The organism is Kitasatospora sp. NPDC058218, assembly GCF_042882445.1.
GTDB lineage: Bacteria > Actinomycetota > Actinomycetes > Streptomycetales > Streptomycetaceae > Kitasatospora.
Map to the genome: position 1 here is coordinate 54,576 of NZ_JBHVWC010000011.1, position 15,775 is coordinate 70,350.

The 15,775-nt window shown below is 72.9% G+C and carries 17 protein-coding genes; 4 read left to right on the forward strand and 13 right to left on the reverse strand.

The features are described from left to right. The 13 genes from ACFVYI_RS09255 to fabG all read right to left on the reverse strand — a co-directional run bounded on the left by ACFVYI_RS09255 (position 1) and on the right by fabG (position 11,302). On the reverse strand, positions 1-804 hold the full coding sequence (locus ACFVYI_RS09255) for an ABC transporter permease (RefSeq protein ID WP_387882627.1): 804 nt from the start codon (positions 802-804) through the stop codon (positions 1-3). 118 nt (positions 805-922) lie between these two features. After that, positions 923-1,903 carry an ATP-binding cassette domain-containing protein gene (locus ACFVYI_RS09260; protein WP_387882629.1) on the reverse strand — a complete coding sequence of 327 codons (981 nt, stop codon included), beginning with the start codon at positions 1,901-1,903 and terminating at the stop codon, positions 923-925. Beyond that, the gene (locus ACFVYI_RS09265; protein ID WP_387882630.1) at positions 1,903-2,064 is read right to left on the reverse strand and encodes a hypothetical protein; all 162 of its coding nucleotides are present in this window, start codon (positions 2,062-2,064) and stop codon (positions 1,903-1,905) included. Before ACFVYI_RS09265 ends, ACFVYI_RS09260 begins: the two co-directional genes overlap by 1 nt. Next, positions 2,061-2,690, reverse strand: coding sequence for a 2-hydroxychromene-2-carboxylate isomerase (locus ACFVYI_RS09270; RefSeq protein WP_387882632.1), 630 nt, complete (start codon positions 2,688-2,690; stop codon positions 2,061-2,063). Before ACFVYI_RS09270 ends, ACFVYI_RS09265 begins: the two co-directional genes overlap by 4 nt. Beyond that, entirely contained in the window at positions 2,690-4,459 is a 1,770-nt protein-coding gene (locus ACFVYI_RS09275) for an alpha/beta fold hydrolase (protein ID WP_387882634.1), read from the reverse strand. The genes ACFVYI_RS09270 and ACFVYI_RS09275 overlap by 1 nt, the downstream gene beginning before the upstream one ends. Further along, a complete protein-coding gene (locus ACFVYI_RS09280; RefSeq protein WP_387882635.1) occupies positions 4,456-5,502 on the reverse strand; it encodes a beta-ketoacyl synthase N-terminal-like domain-containing protein in 1,047 nt (348 codons plus the stop codon). The genes ACFVYI_RS09275 and ACFVYI_RS09280 overlap by 4 nt, the downstream gene beginning before the upstream one ends. Next, positions 5,499-6,623 (reverse strand): beta-ketoacyl-[acyl-carrier-protein] synthase family protein, encoded by a 1,125-nt coding sequence (locus ACFVYI_RS09285; protein ID WP_387882637.1) that lies wholly within the window; start codon positions 6,621-6,623, stop codon positions 5,499-5,501. The genes ACFVYI_RS09280 and ACFVYI_RS09285 overlap by 4 nt, the downstream gene beginning before the upstream one ends. 56 nt (positions 6,624-6,679) lie before the next feature. After that, positions 6,680-7,855 carry a beta-ketoacyl synthase N-terminal-like domain-containing protein gene (locus ACFVYI_RS09290; protein WP_387882639.1) on the reverse strand — a complete coding sequence of 392 codons (1,176 nt, stop codon included), beginning with the start codon at positions 7,853-7,855 and terminating at the stop codon, positions 6,680-6,682. Next, positions 7,852-9,057: a beta-ketoacyl-[acyl-carrier-protein] synthase family protein gene (locus ACFVYI_RS09295; protein WP_387882641.1), complete on the reverse strand. Its 1,206-nt coding sequence runs from the start codon at positions 9,055-9,057 to the stop codon at positions 7,852-7,854. The genes ACFVYI_RS09290 and ACFVYI_RS09295 overlap by 4 nt, the downstream gene beginning before the upstream one ends. A 1-nt stretch (position 9,058) precedes the next feature. Continuing rightward, positions 9,059-9,319 (reverse strand): acyl carrier protein, encoded by a 261-nt coding sequence (locus tag ACFVYI_RS09300; protein ID WP_387882643.1) that lies wholly within the window; start codon positions 9,317-9,319, stop codon positions 9,059-9,061. A 186-nt stretch (positions 9,320-9,505) separates the two neighbouring features. Beyond that, positions 9,506-9,979, reverse strand: a complete 474-nt coding sequence (locus tag ACFVYI_RS09305) for a 3-hydroxyacyl-ACP dehydratase FabZ family protein (protein WP_387882645.1) — start codon at positions 9,977-9,979, stop codon at positions 9,506-9,508. After that, positions 9,969-10,526, reverse strand: a complete 558-nt coding sequence (locus ACFVYI_RS09310; RefSeq protein WP_387882646.1) for a 3-hydroxyacyl-ACP dehydratase FabZ family protein — start codon at positions 10,524-10,526, stop codon at positions 9,969-9,971. The genes ACFVYI_RS09305 and ACFVYI_RS09310 overlap by 11 nt, the downstream gene beginning before the upstream one ends. Before the next feature lie 8 nt (positions 10,527-10,534). Further along, positions 10,535-11,302, reverse strand: a complete 768-nt coding sequence (fabG, locus tag ACFVYI_RS09315; protein ID WP_387882648.1) for a 3-oxoacyl-[acyl-carrier-protein] reductase — start codon at positions 11,300-11,302, stop codon at positions 10,535-10,537. A 365-nt stretch (positions 11,303-11,667) separates the two neighbouring features. Here fabG and ACFVYI_RS09320 point away from each other — a divergent pair, with 365 nt between their 5' ends. The 4 genes from ACFVYI_RS09320 to ACFVYI_RS09335 all read left to right on the forward strand — a co-directional run bounded on the left by ACFVYI_RS09320 (position 11,668) and on the right by ACFVYI_RS09335 (position 15,684). Next, positions 11,668-12,777, forward strand: coding sequence for a methyltransferase (locus ACFVYI_RS09320; RefSeq protein WP_387882650.1), 1,110 nt, complete (start codon positions 11,668-11,670; stop codon positions 12,775-12,777). Positions 12,778-12,911: 134 nt separating this feature from the next. Continuing rightward, positions 12,912-13,223 carry an ArsR/SmtB family transcription factor gene (locus ACFVYI_RS09325; protein WP_387882652.1) on the forward strand — a complete coding sequence of 104 codons (312 nt, stop codon included), beginning with the start codon at positions 12,912-12,914 and terminating at the stop codon, positions 13,221-13,223. 144 nt (positions 13,224-13,367) lie between these two features. Continuing rightward, positions 13,368-14,600, forward strand: coding sequence for an MFS transporter (locus ACFVYI_RS09330; RefSeq protein WP_387882654.1), 1,233 nt, complete (start codon positions 13,368-13,370; stop codon positions 14,598-14,600). 139 nt (positions 14,601-14,739) lie between these two features. After that, on the forward strand, positions 14,740-15,684 hold the full coding sequence (locus ACFVYI_RS09335; RefSeq protein WP_387882656.1) for a hypothetical protein: 945 nt from the start codon (positions 14,740-14,742) through the stop codon (positions 15,682-15,684). Positions 15,685-15,775: the final 91 nt, after the last annotated feature.

Genomic DNA, 15,775 nt, shown 5'->3' on the forward strand with positions numbered 1-15,775 from the left:
TCACCGGTTCACCGCCGATCGCCCGGCCCGGATCGCCAGCGGCACCAGCACGGCGAGCATCAGCAGGATCAGCACGGGGGCGAGCAGCACCGCCTGGCGCTCGGGGAAGGCGAGCTGGGTGGTGACCGCGGCCTCGTCGCCGAACAGTCGGCGCACCGCGGCCGCCACGACGCTGATCGGGTTCCACTCGCACACCGCGCGCAGCCAGGCCGGGAGGCGGTCGAGCGGGATGAACGCGCTGGACAGGAACGTCAGGGGCATGATGATCAGGAACGCCATCGCGTTGACCGCCTCCGGTGTCCGCAACGCCATCCCCATGAACGCGCCGAGCCAGGTCATCGCGTAGCCGAAGGCGATCAGGAGGCCGAATCCGGCGAGGGCCGACAGCGGACCGTGGTGCACGCGCCAGCCGATCAGCAGCCCGACCGGTGCCATCAGCGCGCAGGACACCGCGGCCAGCGCCAGGTCCGCGGTGGTGCGGCCGATCAGCACGGCGCCGCGCGCGATCGGCAGCGAGCGGAACCGGTCCACCAGTCCGTTGCCCAGGTCGCCGGTCACGCCGAGCGCGGTGTTCGCGGCCGTGGAGAGCATCATCTGGGTGAAGATCCCGGCCATGATGTACTCGCGGTAGCTGCCCCCGGGCACCGTGATCACGCTGCCGAACAGGTAGCCGAAGACCGCCACGTAGGCCATCGGCATCACGGTCGTGCCGAGGAGCTTCTGGGGCACCCGGATCAGGTGCTTCATGTGCCGACCGGCGAGCGCGTAGGCGTCGCCCGCGGTGTCCAACACGGCGCTGGTCACTGTGTATCAGTCCTTCACAGCGGTGACGAACCCGCTAGGTGGTGGTGGCGCCGGGAGGTGACGGCGTCGAGGGGGTGGTGGCGCCACGGCGTGCTGGTGGCGGTACGGGGGGGTGGCGCTAGGAGGTGGTGGACCGGCCCGTGAGGGCGAGGAACACGTCGTCGAGCGAGGGCTTGCGGACGGCGAAGTCCTCGGGGCGCAGTCCGAGGTCGGCCAGCGTGCCCGCGACCTCGGCGACGGTGCGCGGTCCCGCCTCGACCGGCAGGTGCAGGCCGAGCCGGTCCGGAGTCCGCGGCAGGTCCGCTCCGAGGGCCGCCTGCGCCCGGTCCGCCTCGTCCACCGTCGCGAAGGCCAGCTCCAGACGCTCCCCGCCGACCTTGCGCTTCAGCTCCTCCGGCGTGCCCTCGGCGATGACCGTGCCGTCGTCGACGACCGCGATCCGGTCCGCGAGCCGGTCGGCCTCCTCCAGGTACTGCGTCGTCAGCAGCACCGTGGTGCCCGAGGTGACCTGCTCCCGGACGGTCTGCCACAGGATCAGACGGCTGCCCAGGTCCAGGCCGGTCGTCGGCTCGTCCAGGAACAGCACCGGCGGATCGGCGATCAGACTGGCCGCCAGGTCGAGCCGGCGCCGCATGCCGCCCGAGTACGTCCCGCTCGGCCGCCGCCCGGCCTCGGCCAGGCCGAACCGCTCCAGCAGCTCGTCGGCCGCCTTCGCGGCGCCGGCCCGGCCGAGGTGGTGCAACCGCCCGACCAGGACGAGGTTCTCGCGGCCGGTCAGCCGCTCGTCGACCGCCGACAGCTGACCGGTCAGCCCGATCCGCCGCCGCACCTCGGTCGCCTCGCGCACCACGTCGAACCCGGCGACGGCCGCCCGGCCCCGGTCCGGGACCAGCAGCGTGGTCAGCATCCGGACGGTCGTGGTCTTGCCCGCGCCGTTCGGTCCGAGCAGTCCGAACACCGTCCCCGGCGCGACCGCCAGATCGACCCCGTCCACCACGGACCGGCCGCCGAACGTCTTGCCGAGGCCCTCGGCCTCGATCGCCCAGGCGGCCCCGGCCGACGCGCTCCCCGGCCGGGCCCCGGTCACCGGCGCGGACATCAGCCGCAACCGCCGGCCGTGTCGTGGTCGTAGGACCCGACCAGGTCCAGCAACGCCTCCGGGACGCCCTCCAGGGGGTCGGCCTCCAGGTCCGGAACCAGTGGGGGCCCCTCGGCCTGAGGCTCCTCGACAGGGCGGTCCTCGACGGGGGACTCGCTCATTTCGCCGCCTCCTTCTCGCGCGCCCGCCCGTAGGCGGAGAGGAAGTCGTCCACCCGGTCCAGACCCCAGAAGCGGTGCGGCCCGGTCTTGAAGAACGGCACGCCGAACACGTCGTCCAGGTAGGCCTTCTCGATCGCCTCGATGCCCTCGGCACGCAGGTCCGCGTCGTGCGGCGCCTTGGCGATCTCCGCACCGTCGAGACCGATCGAGTCGGCGATCCTGCGCACGACGTCGACCTCGCAGATGTTCTCGCCGCGCTCCCAACGAGCCTGCGACAGCGCCCAGTACAGCTCCTTGCCGCGGCCGAGCCGGCGCGCCGCGAGGTAGGCGTGGTGCGGCAGGACCCACCACGGGTCCACGTCCACCGGCCACTTCATCGACAGCCCGAACCTGGCGCTCAGGCGCTTGGTGTCCTGGAGGATGTACAGGTGCTTGGCCTTGGACATCGCGGCGTAGTGCATCTCGATGCCGCGCTGATCGAGCGTCTCCCAGGTCTGCTCGTCCGGCTCGAAGTAGGGCAGGCACTCCAGCTCGTCGTGCCAGCCCGGCAGCCGGCGCTCCAGCTGGTGGCTCACCATCCAGCTGAACGGGCTGTGGAAGGAGAAGTAGAAACGGGGCTTGCGCATCAGGCCTGACCTCCCAGCAGCGCGGCCTGCGTCGGCGCGTCGAGCACCACCAGGTCGGCGAAGGCGTTCTCGCCCCGGGCCAGCACGTACCCGTGCATGATCGTGGCCGAGGCGACGTGGACGAGACGGTCGCCGCGCAGCACGCGGCACTCCATGCGGGCGGTGAACAGGGTGTCCTTGATGACGTCGTCCACCGCGAAGGTGATCAGCAGTTCCTCGCCCATGAAGGCGTCGGCGTGCAGGTCGACGCGCGAGCGCGAGACGACCGGGATCCAGTCGCGCTGCGCGAGCAGTTCGGTGATCGGCAGGCCGACGTGCGCCAGGTAGCGGTCGACCGCCTCCTCCAGCAGCTTGACGTAGCTCTGGTGCTGGATCCGGGTGTAGTAGTGGCAGGCGAAGTAGGGGATCCGCCAGGTCCACAGGAAGGAGTTCCCGCTCTGCTCCGCCAGGACGGCGGGGACCGTCGCCGGGTCGCCCACCGCGAGCGGCTCCGCGGCGCCGTCACCGGTCACCTCGGCGACCAGGAACGGCGCCAGCTCGGCCGGCACCGGCTCGACCGGGTTGCCGTCCTTCTCGGTGATCAACTGGACGCGCACCCGGCCGTTGAGCAGCCTGACGGGCTCCTCGGCGCCGCCCCGGCGGGTGGCGAGCCTGACGTCGAACGCGGCGCCCCGGCCCGGCTTGGCCGCGACCGGCGTCACCGTGCCGACGACCTGGTCGTCGGAGTGCATGGTCGCGGTCAGGCGCATCGAGGAGTGCACGACGGTCGTGCCCAGGCCGTAGCGCTCGAACAGCTGCTGCGGACCGTGACCGAGCTCGCGCAGGTGCTGCAGGACGACGTCCTCGGCCAGCGCGGTGAAGTTCTTGAAGCCGATGAAGGTGCTGATGTTCGCACCCTCGTAGCGCGGGCGCCCCGGGTGGGGGCCGCTGCTGCCGTCCAGTGTCGGCACGGACACGGTTCCTTTCGTCAGGAAGTCGGCCACGAGCGGTCCGATCCGCTCCGGCCGGTCGAGGTGACAGAAGTGGGAGTGGTCGGGGTGGACCTCCAGCACCGCCCGCGGGAGCGCGCGGTGCAGCCAGTCGACGCGCTCCCCCGCGATGCCCGGGTCGCGGGATCCGGCGACGACGAGTGTCCGGCCGCGGTACGCGGAGAGGTCGAGGTCGCAGGTGGCGGCGAACTGCTCGAACACGGCCAGGAAGCCCAGCACGCCGATGCCGTCGAGCATCGCGCTCGCCATGCGGTCGAAGATGTCCGGTTCCAGGCGCTCGGCGCGCTCGCCGAGGCGCACGCGCAGGCCCGCGGTCATCGTGGCGCGGAAGTCCGCCAACGAGTGCTCGAAGGTGCTCCAGGTGATCGGGACGTGCGGGGGCCGGTAGAACGGCGAGATCAGCACCATGGCGTCGGCGGCCAGGTCGGCCCCGCCGGCTCCGTCCAGGCCGAGCAGCAGGGCGTTGGCGCTGAAGGAGTGGGCGACGATCACCGCCGGGCGCCGGGGCAGGGCGCCGATCACGTCGGCGATCCACTGCTGCGGCGCGCGGCCGCGCCAGCGGTAGTCGCCGCCGGTCCGCCAGGGCAGGTCGACCGCGATCAACCGGAAGCCCGGAGCGAGGAACGGAACCATCCGCGCCCAGCTCGACCAGCTGTCCTCCAGGCCGTGCAGCAGCAGCACCGGCTCGCCCGACGGGTCACCGGCGGCGTGCAGCCCGATGTGCTCACCGTGCGTGCGCACCCCCGGCAACCGCTGCCAGACGACCTCGCCGGCTGTCATGCGATCACGTCCCCGGCGACGGCGAGGTCGAGGTCGAGGTCGAGCCAGGCGTAGCCCTCGACGGCGTCACCGCAGGCCACCCGGGCACCGTCGGCGTCACCGCGGCCGATCCTCGCCGCGGCGGCCGCGACCTGCAGGACGCCGAGCGCGCCGTAGGTCTCCCCGAGGCGGGCGGTCAGGTCGACGACGGAGTCCGACTCGTCGGCGGTGCCGTAGGGCGAGAACGTCAGACCCCGGTGACCGGCCGGCACCCGCGCACCCGGCGGCAGCGTGCCGCCGTCGCCGAGCACCGCCGACCGGGGACCGGCGTCCTGCCCGCCGGCGCCGGCCCTGCCGAGGACCACGCAGGCCGCGGCGGCGCGCAGCGCCGGCAGGTCACGACCGCCGTAGGTGCGCCGGTCCCGGCTCCCCGCCAGGGCCCGGGCGACCTCGTCCTCCGGCTCCGCACCGACGACGACCACCCGCTCGGCACGTCCGGCGCGGATCAGCCGTGCGCCGAGACGGACCGCGTCCAGCCCGGAGGTGGCGCCGTTGCAGACCATGACGTTGGGGCCGGTGAAGCCGTAGCGCAGCGCGATCGTGCTGGCGATGACGTTGCTGGAGACGTTCGGCGTCTCCAGCGGACTGACCACGCGGAAGTCCTCCCGGCCCGCCGCCGCGGCGATGGCGCACGCCGTGCGCAGATTGCCCAGGTTGGAGCTGACGACGACGGCGGTGCGGTCGGCCAGCGGCAGCGGCCCGTCGAGCTTGCCGGCGGGCAGCCCGAGCGCGCGGTGCACGGCGCACAGCGCCAGCCGCGTCGCGGGCTCCTTCATCAGCAGGCCCTTGCGACCGAGGACCTGCTGGGCCTCCTCGGCCGAGCACATCGACTCGCCCGGGACCGCCGCACCGCCGGTCTCCCGGGCGTCGGCGCCGGGGACGTGGACGGCGTACGCGTGCACGGAGACGCTCGGCGCACGCGTGCGCCCTCCGGCGACGGCCGCTTCCTTCATGGCCGGCGGGACCTCGACGGCCGGCGGAGGGGATCCCCGTCGCTCGCTCATGTGGCGGCTCCCAGCACCGCGACGGCGTTCACGCCGCCGAACCCGAACGAGTCGATCTGCGCCAGCAGCGGCCGCGCCGCCATCGGCGACCCGGCGACCAGGGCGAGCCGTCCGGCCTCCGGGACCGGCTTCGCCAGGCCCCGGATCGCCGGGACCGCACCGCCGCGCATCGCCTGGATCGCGACCACGACCGACATCAGGGCAGCCGCTCCGGACGTGTGGCCGACGGCACCCTTGATGCCGGTCACCAGCGCGTGGCCACAGGCGTCACCGAAGACCTCGGTCAACGCGGCGGCCTCGACCGGGTCGTTGAGCGCCGTACCGGTGCCGTGCGCGACGACCAGGTCGACGTCGGCGGGGACGACACCCGCCCGGCGGTGCGCGTCCCGCATGCTGGCGGCGATCCCGGCCGGGTCCGGCGCGGTCTCGTGGTAGGCGTCGCAGGACAGGCCCACCCCGTGCAGCCGGGCCAGGACCTCGCGGCCCTCGGCGAGCACCGTCTCCTCGGACTCGATGACGACCGCCGCCGCGCCCTCGCCGAGCAGTACGCCCTCCCGCTCGCTGTCGAAGGGCCGCAGGGCGGTGCTGCGGACGGCGCTGCCGCGGCCGATGACCGCCAGCAGGCTGTCGGTGATCGAGTCGCAGCCCGCCACGACCACGGCGTCGGCCTCGTCGGCGGCGAGCAGGTCGGCGCCGACCGCCAGGGCGTACCCGGAGGCGGCGCAGGCGTTGGCGACGGTCAGGACCTCGGTCGCCCCGGGCAGCACACCGCGCACCACGGCGCCGAAGTGCAGCTCGGGGAGGGTCATGGTGCCGCCCTCGGCCCACCACCGTTCGGCCTCCGGCAGCTCGCGCAAACCGGTGCCGACGACGACCGCCACCCGCCGGCCGCCGACGTCGAGTCCGGCGGCCCGCACCGCACCGGCGACGACCCGGGCCAGCCACCGGCTCGCGCGGCGGCCCTCGTCCTCGTCGATCTGGTAGGCGTGGTCCACCCCCAGCCGCCGGGTGTCGCGGCGCAGCGGGCCGACGCCGGTGTCGCCGCGCAGCAGCGCGCCGAACGTCGCCTCGGCGTCGCCGAGGCAGCTGAGGACGTCGAAGCCGCTAATCGCGGTCGGCACGCGTCCACCTCCCCGCCACCGCTGCCCGACGAAGCCGCCGGACCGGCCGGGTGGGGTCACCGCTCGTCACGGCTCCACCCCCTGACCACCGCGGCTCCGACCAGCCCCTCGGAGGTGACCGAGGTGATGACCGAGACGGCGCCGTCCAGGCCGGCGTCGCCGCGGTGCTCGGCCAGCACCGCGGCGAGCTGCAGGGCGCCCGAGGCGCTGTACGTCTCCCCGAGCAGGTCCTTGACCGGCAGTGAGGCGAACGACGCGCCGTCCAGCGCCGTCGCGATGCCCCGCCGCTCGATCGCGTCCCGGTGCTCGGACCCGGCGATCGACGGTGCGACCATGCGCACCTCGGTCGGCTCGGTCCCGGAACTGCGCAGGGCCCGGTCGATGCACCCGGCGAGACCGTCGGCCGGATCGATGCCCTGGCCGTACAGCCCGGTCTCCACCGCGAGGATCTCCGCGTCGGGCTTGCGCCCGGAGGCCCGCACCGCGTCGGCCGGCTCCAGCACGAACGCGGCCGCGCCCTCGCCGAGCGGCACCCGCGCGCCCCGGCCGCCGCGCAGGTGCTCGGCCGCCCAGGCCCGGTGCGGGCTGAACTCCTCGACCGCGCCGGCGACCACCGCCTCCACGTAGCCGTTGCGGATCTGGTTGCGCGCGTACTTCAGCACCGCCAGGAAGGACGCCTGGCCGTCCGACACCGTGGCGTTGACGCCCTTGAGCTGGTGCCAGATCGCGGCGGAGCTGGCGGCGCCGTTCATCACCGCGTACGGGAACAGCACCGGGTTCACCAGGTACGGCGGGTCGTTGACGATGGTCTCGGTGATGAACTCGCAGAGCGACTGAACTCCGCCGGTAGTCGAGCCCAGCACGATGCCGATCTCGCCGCGGTCGGCCTCCTCGATCACCAGGCTGGTGTCCTCCAGGGCCAGCCCGCAGGTCACCACGGTCAGCGACGTGGTGCGGTCGAAGAAGCTCGTGCCCTTGCGGCCGAGGTGGTCGCGGACGCTGAAGTCGGTCAGCACGCAGGCCTCGTCGACCGGCAGCGGGCCCTCGAACAGCCCGCGGACGTCGCGCAGACCGCTCCGGCGCCCGCACCAGGCCGCCGTGAACTCCTCGGCGCCGACGCCCAGCGGCGACAGCACGCCCCAGCCGGTCACCGCGAGCGGGACCGACTTCGTCGGGGGGCCGCCCGGGGCGGTCGCGGTGCCCGGGGCGGTCGCGGTGCTCGTGGCGGTCATTGCGGCCTCCCGAAGATGGTGATGGCGTTGTTGCCGCCGAAGGCGAAGCCGTTGTTCTGGACGATGCGCAGGTCGGCGGCGCGCGCCCGGTTCGGCACCACGTCGAAGCCGGCGAGTTCGGGATCGATCTCGGTGTGGTTGATGGTGGGCGGGATGAAGCCCTGCGCGATGCCCAGCACCGAGGCGATCGCGCCGAAGCAGCTGGCCGCGCCCATGGTGTGACCGAGCATCGACTTGATCGAGCTGACCGGCGGCGGGGTGTCGCCGAAGACCTCGCGGATCGCGCGGCCCTCCATCGTGTCGTTGGAGGGGGTCCCGGTGCCGTGCGCGGAGATGTAGTCGACCTCCGCCGGCTTGATCCCGGCGTTGCGGTGCGCACGGCGCATGCAGGCGGCGATGGAGCCGGCATCCGGCGAGACCATGTGGGAGGCGTCGCAGGTCAGGCCGTAGCCGAGGACTTCGGCGTAGACCCGCGCGCCGCGGGCCCTGGCGCTGTCGTAGGACTCCAGGAACATCGCCGCACCGCCCTCACCGATGAGGATGCCCGAGCGGTTGGCGTCGAACGGCGAGCAGGCCTGTTTGGTGAGCGCGCCGAGGCGGTAGAAGCCGGCGACGGCGAAGCGGCACATCGCGTCCGCGCCGCCGGCGAGCATGTAGTCGGCCTCACCGTTGCGGATCAGGTCGTAGGCGTAGCCGATCGCGTAGTTGCTGGCCGAACAGGCGGTGGCCAGGGTGACGGCCTCACCGGTCAGGCCCAGCTCGCGGTTGACGGCCACCGCCATGCGGTAGGAGGGGGTCAGCGCGATCCTCGCGGCGGGCAGATGCTGCGGACCCTGGTCGATCCACTGCTTCATGGCGCGTTCGACGACCTGCGACTCACCGCTGGTCGTGCCGATCACCGAGCCCGCGCGCGAGGAACGCAGCACCTGGGGGTCGATGCCCGCGTCGTCGACGGCGAGCCGGGCCGCGGCCGCCGCGAAGAGGCTGGCCGGACCCCACTGCTCCGGCGAGATGTGCCGCACCCACTGCTCGGGCTCGAACCCCCGCAGCTCCCCGGCCATCCGGTGCGGGAAGCCGACCGGGTCGAAGCTCTCGATCGGGGCGATCGCGTGGCGGCCGGCCTTCAGCGCGGCGGCGAACCGCTCGGCTCCGATACCGACGCCGGCCAGTGGCCCGACGCCCGTGACGACGACGCGGACCATGTCAGTCGGCCCAGCCGACGCGGGTCTTGACGGTCTCGTAGACCGCGAGCAGGTTCTCCATCTTGGCCAGTTCCTCCTGCGGGATCTCGACCTTGTACTTCTTCTCGATGCGGGCGAGGATCTCGATGGCGCGCAGCGAGTCGGCCTCGTACTCCTCGACGAACGACCCGGTTTCGGTGATCTCCTCCGGCTCGATCTCCAGGACCTCGGCGATCAGGTCGCGGAGCTCGTCGAGGTGTGCGCTGACGGCACTGGTGGTCATGGTTGCCTCCATCGGGATGGGGTGGTCGGTCCGTCCTCCGCGCAGGCTTTCCGCGCGGGAGGACGGGGCTCGGCGGGTTCTGAGCAGGGCTCAGCGGGGTTCGGCGGGGTTCCGCGTGGTCGGGCGGGTGCTGAGCGGGGTGGAGCGGCCGGCCGCACGCGCGACCGGAGCTTGGGGCGCCGGCGGTCAGGTACCGAGAGCGTCGGTCCTGCGCACGACGGCGATGACCGACCCGTAGTCGACGGCGACCTCGCCGTCGATCAGGGTCCGGCCGTGCAGGAACGCGTTGTCCCCGACGACGTGGTCGATGTGGGCGACGTGGCGCAGGATGTCGCCGGGGTGGGCCTGACGGTGGAAGGTGACGTCCCGGGCGGCGGCGAAGATCAGGCTGCCGTCGAGCTCCCGGCCGTCGCGCCGGATGCTCTCCAGCCACAGCACCGCGCCGCTCTGGCCGAAGGACTCGATGATCAGGGAACGGGGGTAGGCGTAGCGACGGCGGTCGGTGGTCTGCGCGATCCCGGCGTAGCAGGGTTCGGAGCCGGTGATCGCCTTGGTGGTGACGATGCGGGCGTGGTACTCGATCTCCTCGACGGTGTCGACCAGCAGGATCGGGTACCGGTGCGGAAGGACGCCGCGCAGGCGTGCGTGGTCATGCGGCACCGTCGACCTCCTCCTCGGTCAGCCGGAACTCCAGCGTCAGCCGCGCGGCCTTCTCGCCGGCCCCGTTGCGGCACTCCGCCCTGACGGTCAACAGACCGTCCCTGACGGGGGCGGGGGCGGCGGGGCCGTCCCCGACGGCGGCGGGCTCGGCCGAGGGCCGGGTGAGGGTGCACTCGCAGCGGACGTGGAGGGTGTCACCGGGGAGCATCGGGCGGCTGAACCGGACCGAGGTGATGGCCGCCAGCTCCAGCTCGAACGGGGTCCGGAAGGTCCGCTCGGCGAGGATCCGGACGGTCTGCGTCACCGATTCGACGACGAACACCCCGGGGTAGATGGCGAAGTCGGGGTAGTGCCCCTCCAGGTAGGGGTCGTCGGCACGGATCGCCTTGGTGGCGGTGATCACCTCGGGGGAGACGACCTCGTAGGAATCGACCGCGACCAGCGGCACCGCACGGTCCTTCGTCCTGCGATGCGGGGTCGCGGGCGGGGCGGCCGGCGGGGCGGCGTCCGGGATCGCGGGCGGGGCCGGCGGCGGGGTGGCTCTCATCGCGGCGCTCACAGGGTGATCCCGCCGTCGACCTGGATCACCTGGCCGGTGATGTAGCCGCCCCGCTCGGACACCAGGAACGAGACCAGATCGGCGACCTGCTGCGACGTCCCGAACCTCCGCATCGGAACCATCTTCAGCGCCTCGGCCCGGACCTTCTCCGAGAGCACCGCGGTCATGTCGGTCTCGATGAAGCCGGGCGCGACGACGTTGACCCGGATGCCGCTCCTGGCGACCTCCTTGGCCAGCGACTTGCTCAGGCCGTGCACACCGGCCTTGGACGCGGCGTAGTTCGTCTGCGCGGCGTTGCCGTAGACGCCGGCCACCGACGAGATGTTGACGACGACGCCTTCCCGGCGCTTCATCATGCCGAACACGACCGGCCGGCAGAAGTTGAAGGTCCCGTTCAGATTGGTGTCGATGACCACGTTCCAGGCCTCGGGCGGCATCAGGACCAGCGGGCTGTCGCGCACGATGCCGGCGGAGTTGACGAGCACGTGGGTCGGACCGAGCTCGGCCTCGGCGGCCTTGACGAAGGCCTCCACCGCCGGACCGTCCGCCACGTCGCACGGTGCGTGGTAGCACGCCGCGCCGTGCTCACGCACCAGCCGCTCGGTCTCCAGCGCGGCCTCACCGCGTTCGCGGTAGCAGAAGGCGATGTCGTAGCCGTCGGCGGCCAGTTGCACGGCCACCGCCCGGCCGATGCCCCGCGACGCTCCGGTGACGATCGCGGAACGCCGGCCACCGTCGGCGGTGTCAGCCTCGTTCAAATCCATGACGCCCTCGGGATTCAGTCGACGCGCCCGGGCCGGCGCGAGAGCGGCGGAGTGATCCGGTGCTGGGTCCCCGCGTTCGGTGTTCGCACTGCTGTGCGGCGGGGGGTGCGGGACCGAATCTAGGAGGCCGGACGGCGGCGCCGGCCGTTTCGTTCCGGAAGCTGCACACGGCGACAGGATGGTGAAGTCCCGCCCCGATCACCGCGCCGGCGGGCCGGCGGCCGTCGCCGTCACGCCCGACTCCGGGCCCGGTCCTGTCCTGTCCTGTCCTGTCCGAGAACCGACCGCACCGGGTGACGCTGCGCTTCGGTCCGGCTACCCGTGGGCACCCTTCCGGGCGGGACCGCTGATTCGAGGAGGACGGTATGCGTCAGGACGAGGGCAAGCGCTTCGGCGACCGGGCGGAGTCAGGTGCTCCCACAGCGGGCTCCCCGGGGGCCGCGGCCGCGGCAGGGGACACCGATCCCGAAGCCCCCTACCGCCGTTCCGCCGCGTTCCTCACCGACGAAGCCCTCGGCTTCCTCTTCCCCGCCGCCCTGCGCGCGGCCGCCGACGTGGGCGTGGCCGACCACCTCGCGGACGGCCCCCGCACACCCGCCGAACTCGCCACCGCGACCGGCACGGACGCCCGCAGCCTCCACCGGGTGCTGCGCCTGCTCGCCACCCGGGGCGTGGTGGCGGAGGACGACCTGGGCCGGTTCACGCTGACCGGCGCCGGACAGGCGCTGCGCAGCGACGTCCCCTACTCCGCGCGGGCCGCCGTCCGGATGCTCACCGACCGCACCATGTGGCTGCCGGCGGGAGAGTTGACGAGCTGTCTGACCGAGGGCACCGCGTCGTTCGAGGGCATCTTCGGCATGCCGTTCTTCGACCACTTCGCCCAGGACGCGCGGACTGCCGCCGTCTTCCACGTGGGCATGGCGGCGATGTCCGACCCGGAGAACGCGGTCATCCCGGCGGCCTACGAGTTCCCGGAGACCGGCACGGTCGTGGACGTCGGCGGCGGCCACGGCGGCCTGCTGCTGGAGGTACTGCGCCGGAACCCGGGCCTGGCGGGCGTCCTCTACGACCGCTCCCACGTCCTCGCCGGCCACCGCCTGGACACCGACAAGGAGATCGCGGGCCGCTGGACGCTGGCGGAGGGCGACTTCTTCACCTCCGTACCGCCCGGCGACATCCACCTGCTCAAGCGGATCACCCATGACTGGGACGACGAGACCTGCGTGACGCTCCTGGCGCACTGCCGCCGTGCCCTGCACCCGGGGGGCCGGGTCCTGGTCCTGGACGCGGTGGTCCCCCGGGGCAACGACCCTCACCAGTCCAAGACCCTGGACTTGATGATGATGGCCTCCCTCACCGGCCGCGAGCGGACGGAGGCGGACTTCGCGGAGCTCTTCGAGCGGGCCGGGCTGCGCCTGTCCCGCGTCATCCCCACAGCGACGGTCCTGTCGGTGGTGGAGGCGGTACCGGCCTGACGGACCGTTGCCGGGCGGGCGGGCGCGCGGGCGCCGCCCCCTGCGGCCCGCACCCCCGCGCTTGACACACTTCTTCGTATCGAGAATATTAGATGTGTCTTGCGGGGTCGTCGTATCGGAAGGAGCGTGGGGCGGTGGATCCGCTGGCCGTTCACAAAGCGCTCGCGAACCCGGCGCGCGCGGAGTTCCTGCGCTGGCTGAAAACGCCCGAGCGCTACTTCGACGAGGACTACTACCGCGAGCGCGGCGTGGGATTCCACATCGGCGTGTGCGTGACGGACATCCGGGAGCAGTCCGGGCTGGCCCAGTCGGTGGTCTCCGGCTACCTGCAGATCCTGCGGGACGCCGGGCTGCTCGAATCGGAACGCATCGGCAAGTGGACCTTCTACCGCCGCAATGAGGAGACGATCGCCGCGTTCGCCGCCTACGTGCGCGACGAGCTCTGAGACCTCCCCCCGTTCCGGTCCGGCGCCTCCCCGCGCCACCCTCGGACATTCCCGTTTTCCGGCATAACCCATCTAACTATCTAGATTTGTAGCTCGATTCGAGGAGCCCGCGGGCCGCCTCGGGGCCGAGCGCGGAAGGCTGCCATGCGAAAGACCGGTCTCGTCGTCCTGACCCTCGCCCTGGGGGTGTTCGGGATCATCACCACGGAGATGGGCGTCGTCGGCATCCTCCCCCGAATATCGGAGGAGTTGGGCGTCGCGCCGTCCACGGCCGGGTGGCTGGTCGGCGTCTTCGCGCTCGTGGTCGCCACCACCGGGCCGTTCATGACCCTCCTGGCCTCCCGCATCCCCCGCAAGACGGTCCTCGCGACCTCGCTCGCCGTGTTCGCCCTCTCCAACGCCGTCTACGCGCTGACCGACCGGTTCGAGGTGATGTTCCTCTTCCGGGTCGTCCCGGCCGTGTTCCACCCGGTGTTCTTCTCGGTCGCGCTCACCGCCGCCGCCCGGCTCGTCCCGGCGCAGCGCGCCACCCGGGCCGCGACCACCGTGTTCGCCGGCGTCACGGTCGGCTTCGCCTTCGGCGTGCCGCTCACCTCCTACCTCGCCGAACACCTCTCCCTCGCCGCCGCGTTCTGGTTCGGCGCGGGCGTCAACCTGCTCGCCCTCCTCGGCGTCCTGGCCCTCTTCCCGTCGATGCCGTCCGAGGAACGCCTCTCCTACGGCAGCCAGTTGCGGATCCTGCGGCGCCCCCGGCTCTGGCTGGCGGTGCTGGCCGTCGTGTCCGTGTTCGCGGCGATGTTCTCGGTCTACGGGTACTTCGCCGAATACCTGGAGCAGGTCACCCGGCTGAACGGCTCCCAGGTCGGCGCGGCGCTGATGGCCTTCGGGATCGTGATGGTCGCCGGGAACCTCCTCTTCGGCCGGCTGCTGGAACGCGCCCCGATCCGCACGGTGACGGCCTTCCCCGTCCTCTACGTGATCGTCTACGCCGTGGTCTACGCCGTCGGGCCGTGGACCGTCCCGATGGCCCTCGGCGTGCTGCTCTGGGGGGCGGTGCACTCGGGCGGGCTGGTCGTCACCCAGAGCTGGCTGGCCCGGGACGCCCAGGACGCCCCCGAGTTCGGCAACAGCCTCTTCATCTCCTTCTCCAACCTCGGCATCACCCTCGGCAGCGCGGCGGGCGGGTTCGTGGTGTCCTCACTCGGCACGCACCGGCTGCCCTGGGCCGGGGCTGCATTCGCCCTGGCTGCACTGGCCGCCGTCCTGCTCCGGCGGCGCCTCGGGTCCGCCACCCCGCCGCAGCGACCGGAGGCGGCAACCCCGGCCGCCACCGGCCGGCCGGCCACCGCCACCTCCGCCACCACTGCCGGCCACTGACGGCCGCTGACGGCGCGGGCAACCCCGGGCGAACCGGAAGCATCTGGTCCGATTGCGCTACGGGCCCGTACGGTCACCGAAACAACAAGATTCGGCCAGGGTCTGTCCGAAAATCGACCAGGGACCTAGGCTGCGGCGCGTGTCGATACTTCGAAGACTTCGCGCCTCCGGGCCCCGCATGCTCCCGGAACTCGACGACGTCAAGCTGGGCCGGGTGCGGCGGCAACTGACCTCCACCGGGATACCGGGCCAGAGCGGCATCCAGATCGACCAGATCGAGCGGCTGCTCCAGGAGACCGGCGCGGACTGGGACCGCCGCACCCACCGCCTCGCCGTGCTGGCCGAGGCGGCCGCGCCCTCGGGGCTCGCCCGCGCCTGGCGGATGCGCCGTCCGCACAGCGGCGACGCGATGGTCTTCGAGGCGTGGGTCGAGCTGGTCCGCGGCCGGCACGACGGACGGATGGCGGACGCCCGGTCCGTCGCCGCCGACTGCCGCCGCGCCGCCGAGGCGCTCCCCGAGGACCCCACCCCCTGGGTCGTGCTGCTCGGGGTCCTGCGCCTGATCCGGGCGGACACGCGCGAGCTGTTCCCCGTCTGGCACGAGGTGACGTCGCGCGACCCGTGGAACCGCGAGGCCCATCTTCAGATGCTGCGCTACCTCTCACCGGAGGAGTGCGGCTCGCGCAGCGGCCAGCTGGAGTTCCTGGACGCCGTCCGGTCCGGGGTGCCGTCGAACGCGCCGGCCGTGGGCGTGGAACTGACCGCCCTGATCGACGAGCACGCCCGTACCGTCGCCCGCGGCGGCGTCGAGGCCCTCCTGGTCCGCCGCCAGTGGACCAACCACCGGGCCACCAGGGCACTGGACACGGCGCTGGCGCGCTGGCCCCGCGCCGGGCACCTGCAGTACGCGGCCGCCCTGGCCGACCTCAACGTGCTGGCCTTCGCCCTGGTCCAGGCCGGCCGTCCGCGCGAGGGCGCCGGCCTCTTCGACCTGATCGGCGACACCGTCACGCCCTGGCCGTGGTCGCTCGACGGCGACCCGCTCCGACAGTTCGGCTACTGGCAGGCCAAGGCACTCGGCTGACCTCCGGCGGCGGGCGGCGGCAGCCTGCTCCCCTCCCTCCCCCGGGCTCCTTCCCGACCTCCTGTGCGGACGGTGCCGACCGCCCTCTAGG

Coding starts and splice junctions, on each gene's coding strand:
- ACFVYI_RS09310 (WP_387882646.1), bottom strand. CDS start 10,526: ATGAGAGCCACCCCGCCGCCGGCCCCGCCCGCGATCCCGGACGCCGCC.
- ACFVYI_RS09320 (WP_387882650.1), top strand. CDS start 11,668: ATGCGTCAGGACGAGGGCAAGCGCTTCGGCGACCGGGCGGAGTCAGGT.
- ACFVYI_RS09270 (WP_387882632.1), bottom strand. CDS start 2,690: ATGCGCAAGCCCCGTTTCTACTTCTCCTTCCACAGCCCGTTCAGCTGG.
- ACFVYI_RS09295 (WP_387882641.1), bottom strand. CDS start 9,057: ATGGTCCGCGTCGTCGTCACGGGCGTCGGGCCACTGGCCGGCGTCGGT.
- ACFVYI_RS09265 (WP_387882630.1), bottom strand. CDS start 2,064: ATGAGCGAGTCCCCCGTCGAGGACCGCCCTGTCGAGGAGCCTCAGGCC.
- ACFVYI_RS09290 (WP_387882639.1), bottom strand. CDS start 7,855: ATGACCGCCACGAGCACCGCGACCGCCCCGGGCACCGCGACCGCCCCG.
- ACFVYI_RS09275 (WP_387882634.1), bottom strand. CDS start 4,459: ATGACAGCCGGCGAGGTCGTCTGGCAGCGGTTGCCGGGGGTGCGCACG.
- ACFVYI_RS09260 (WP_387882629.1), bottom strand. CDS start 1,903: ATGTCCGCGCCGGTGACCGGGGCCCGGCCGGGGAGCGCGTCGGCCGGG.
- fabG (WP_387882648.1), bottom strand. CDS start 11,302: ATGGATTTGAACGAGGCTGACACCGCCGACGGTGGCCGGCGTTCCGCG.
- ACFVYI_RS09300 (WP_387882643.1), bottom strand. CDS start 9,319: ATGACCACCAGTGCCGTCAGCGCACACCTCGACGAGCTCCGCGACCTG.
- ACFVYI_RS09330 (WP_387882654.1), top strand. CDS start 13,368: ATGCGAAAGACCGGTCTCGTCGTCCTGACCCTCGCCCTGGGGGTGTTC.
- ACFVYI_RS09280 (WP_387882635.1), bottom strand. CDS start 5,502: ATGAGCGAGCGACGGGGATCCCCTCCGCCGGCCGTCGAGGTCCCGCCG.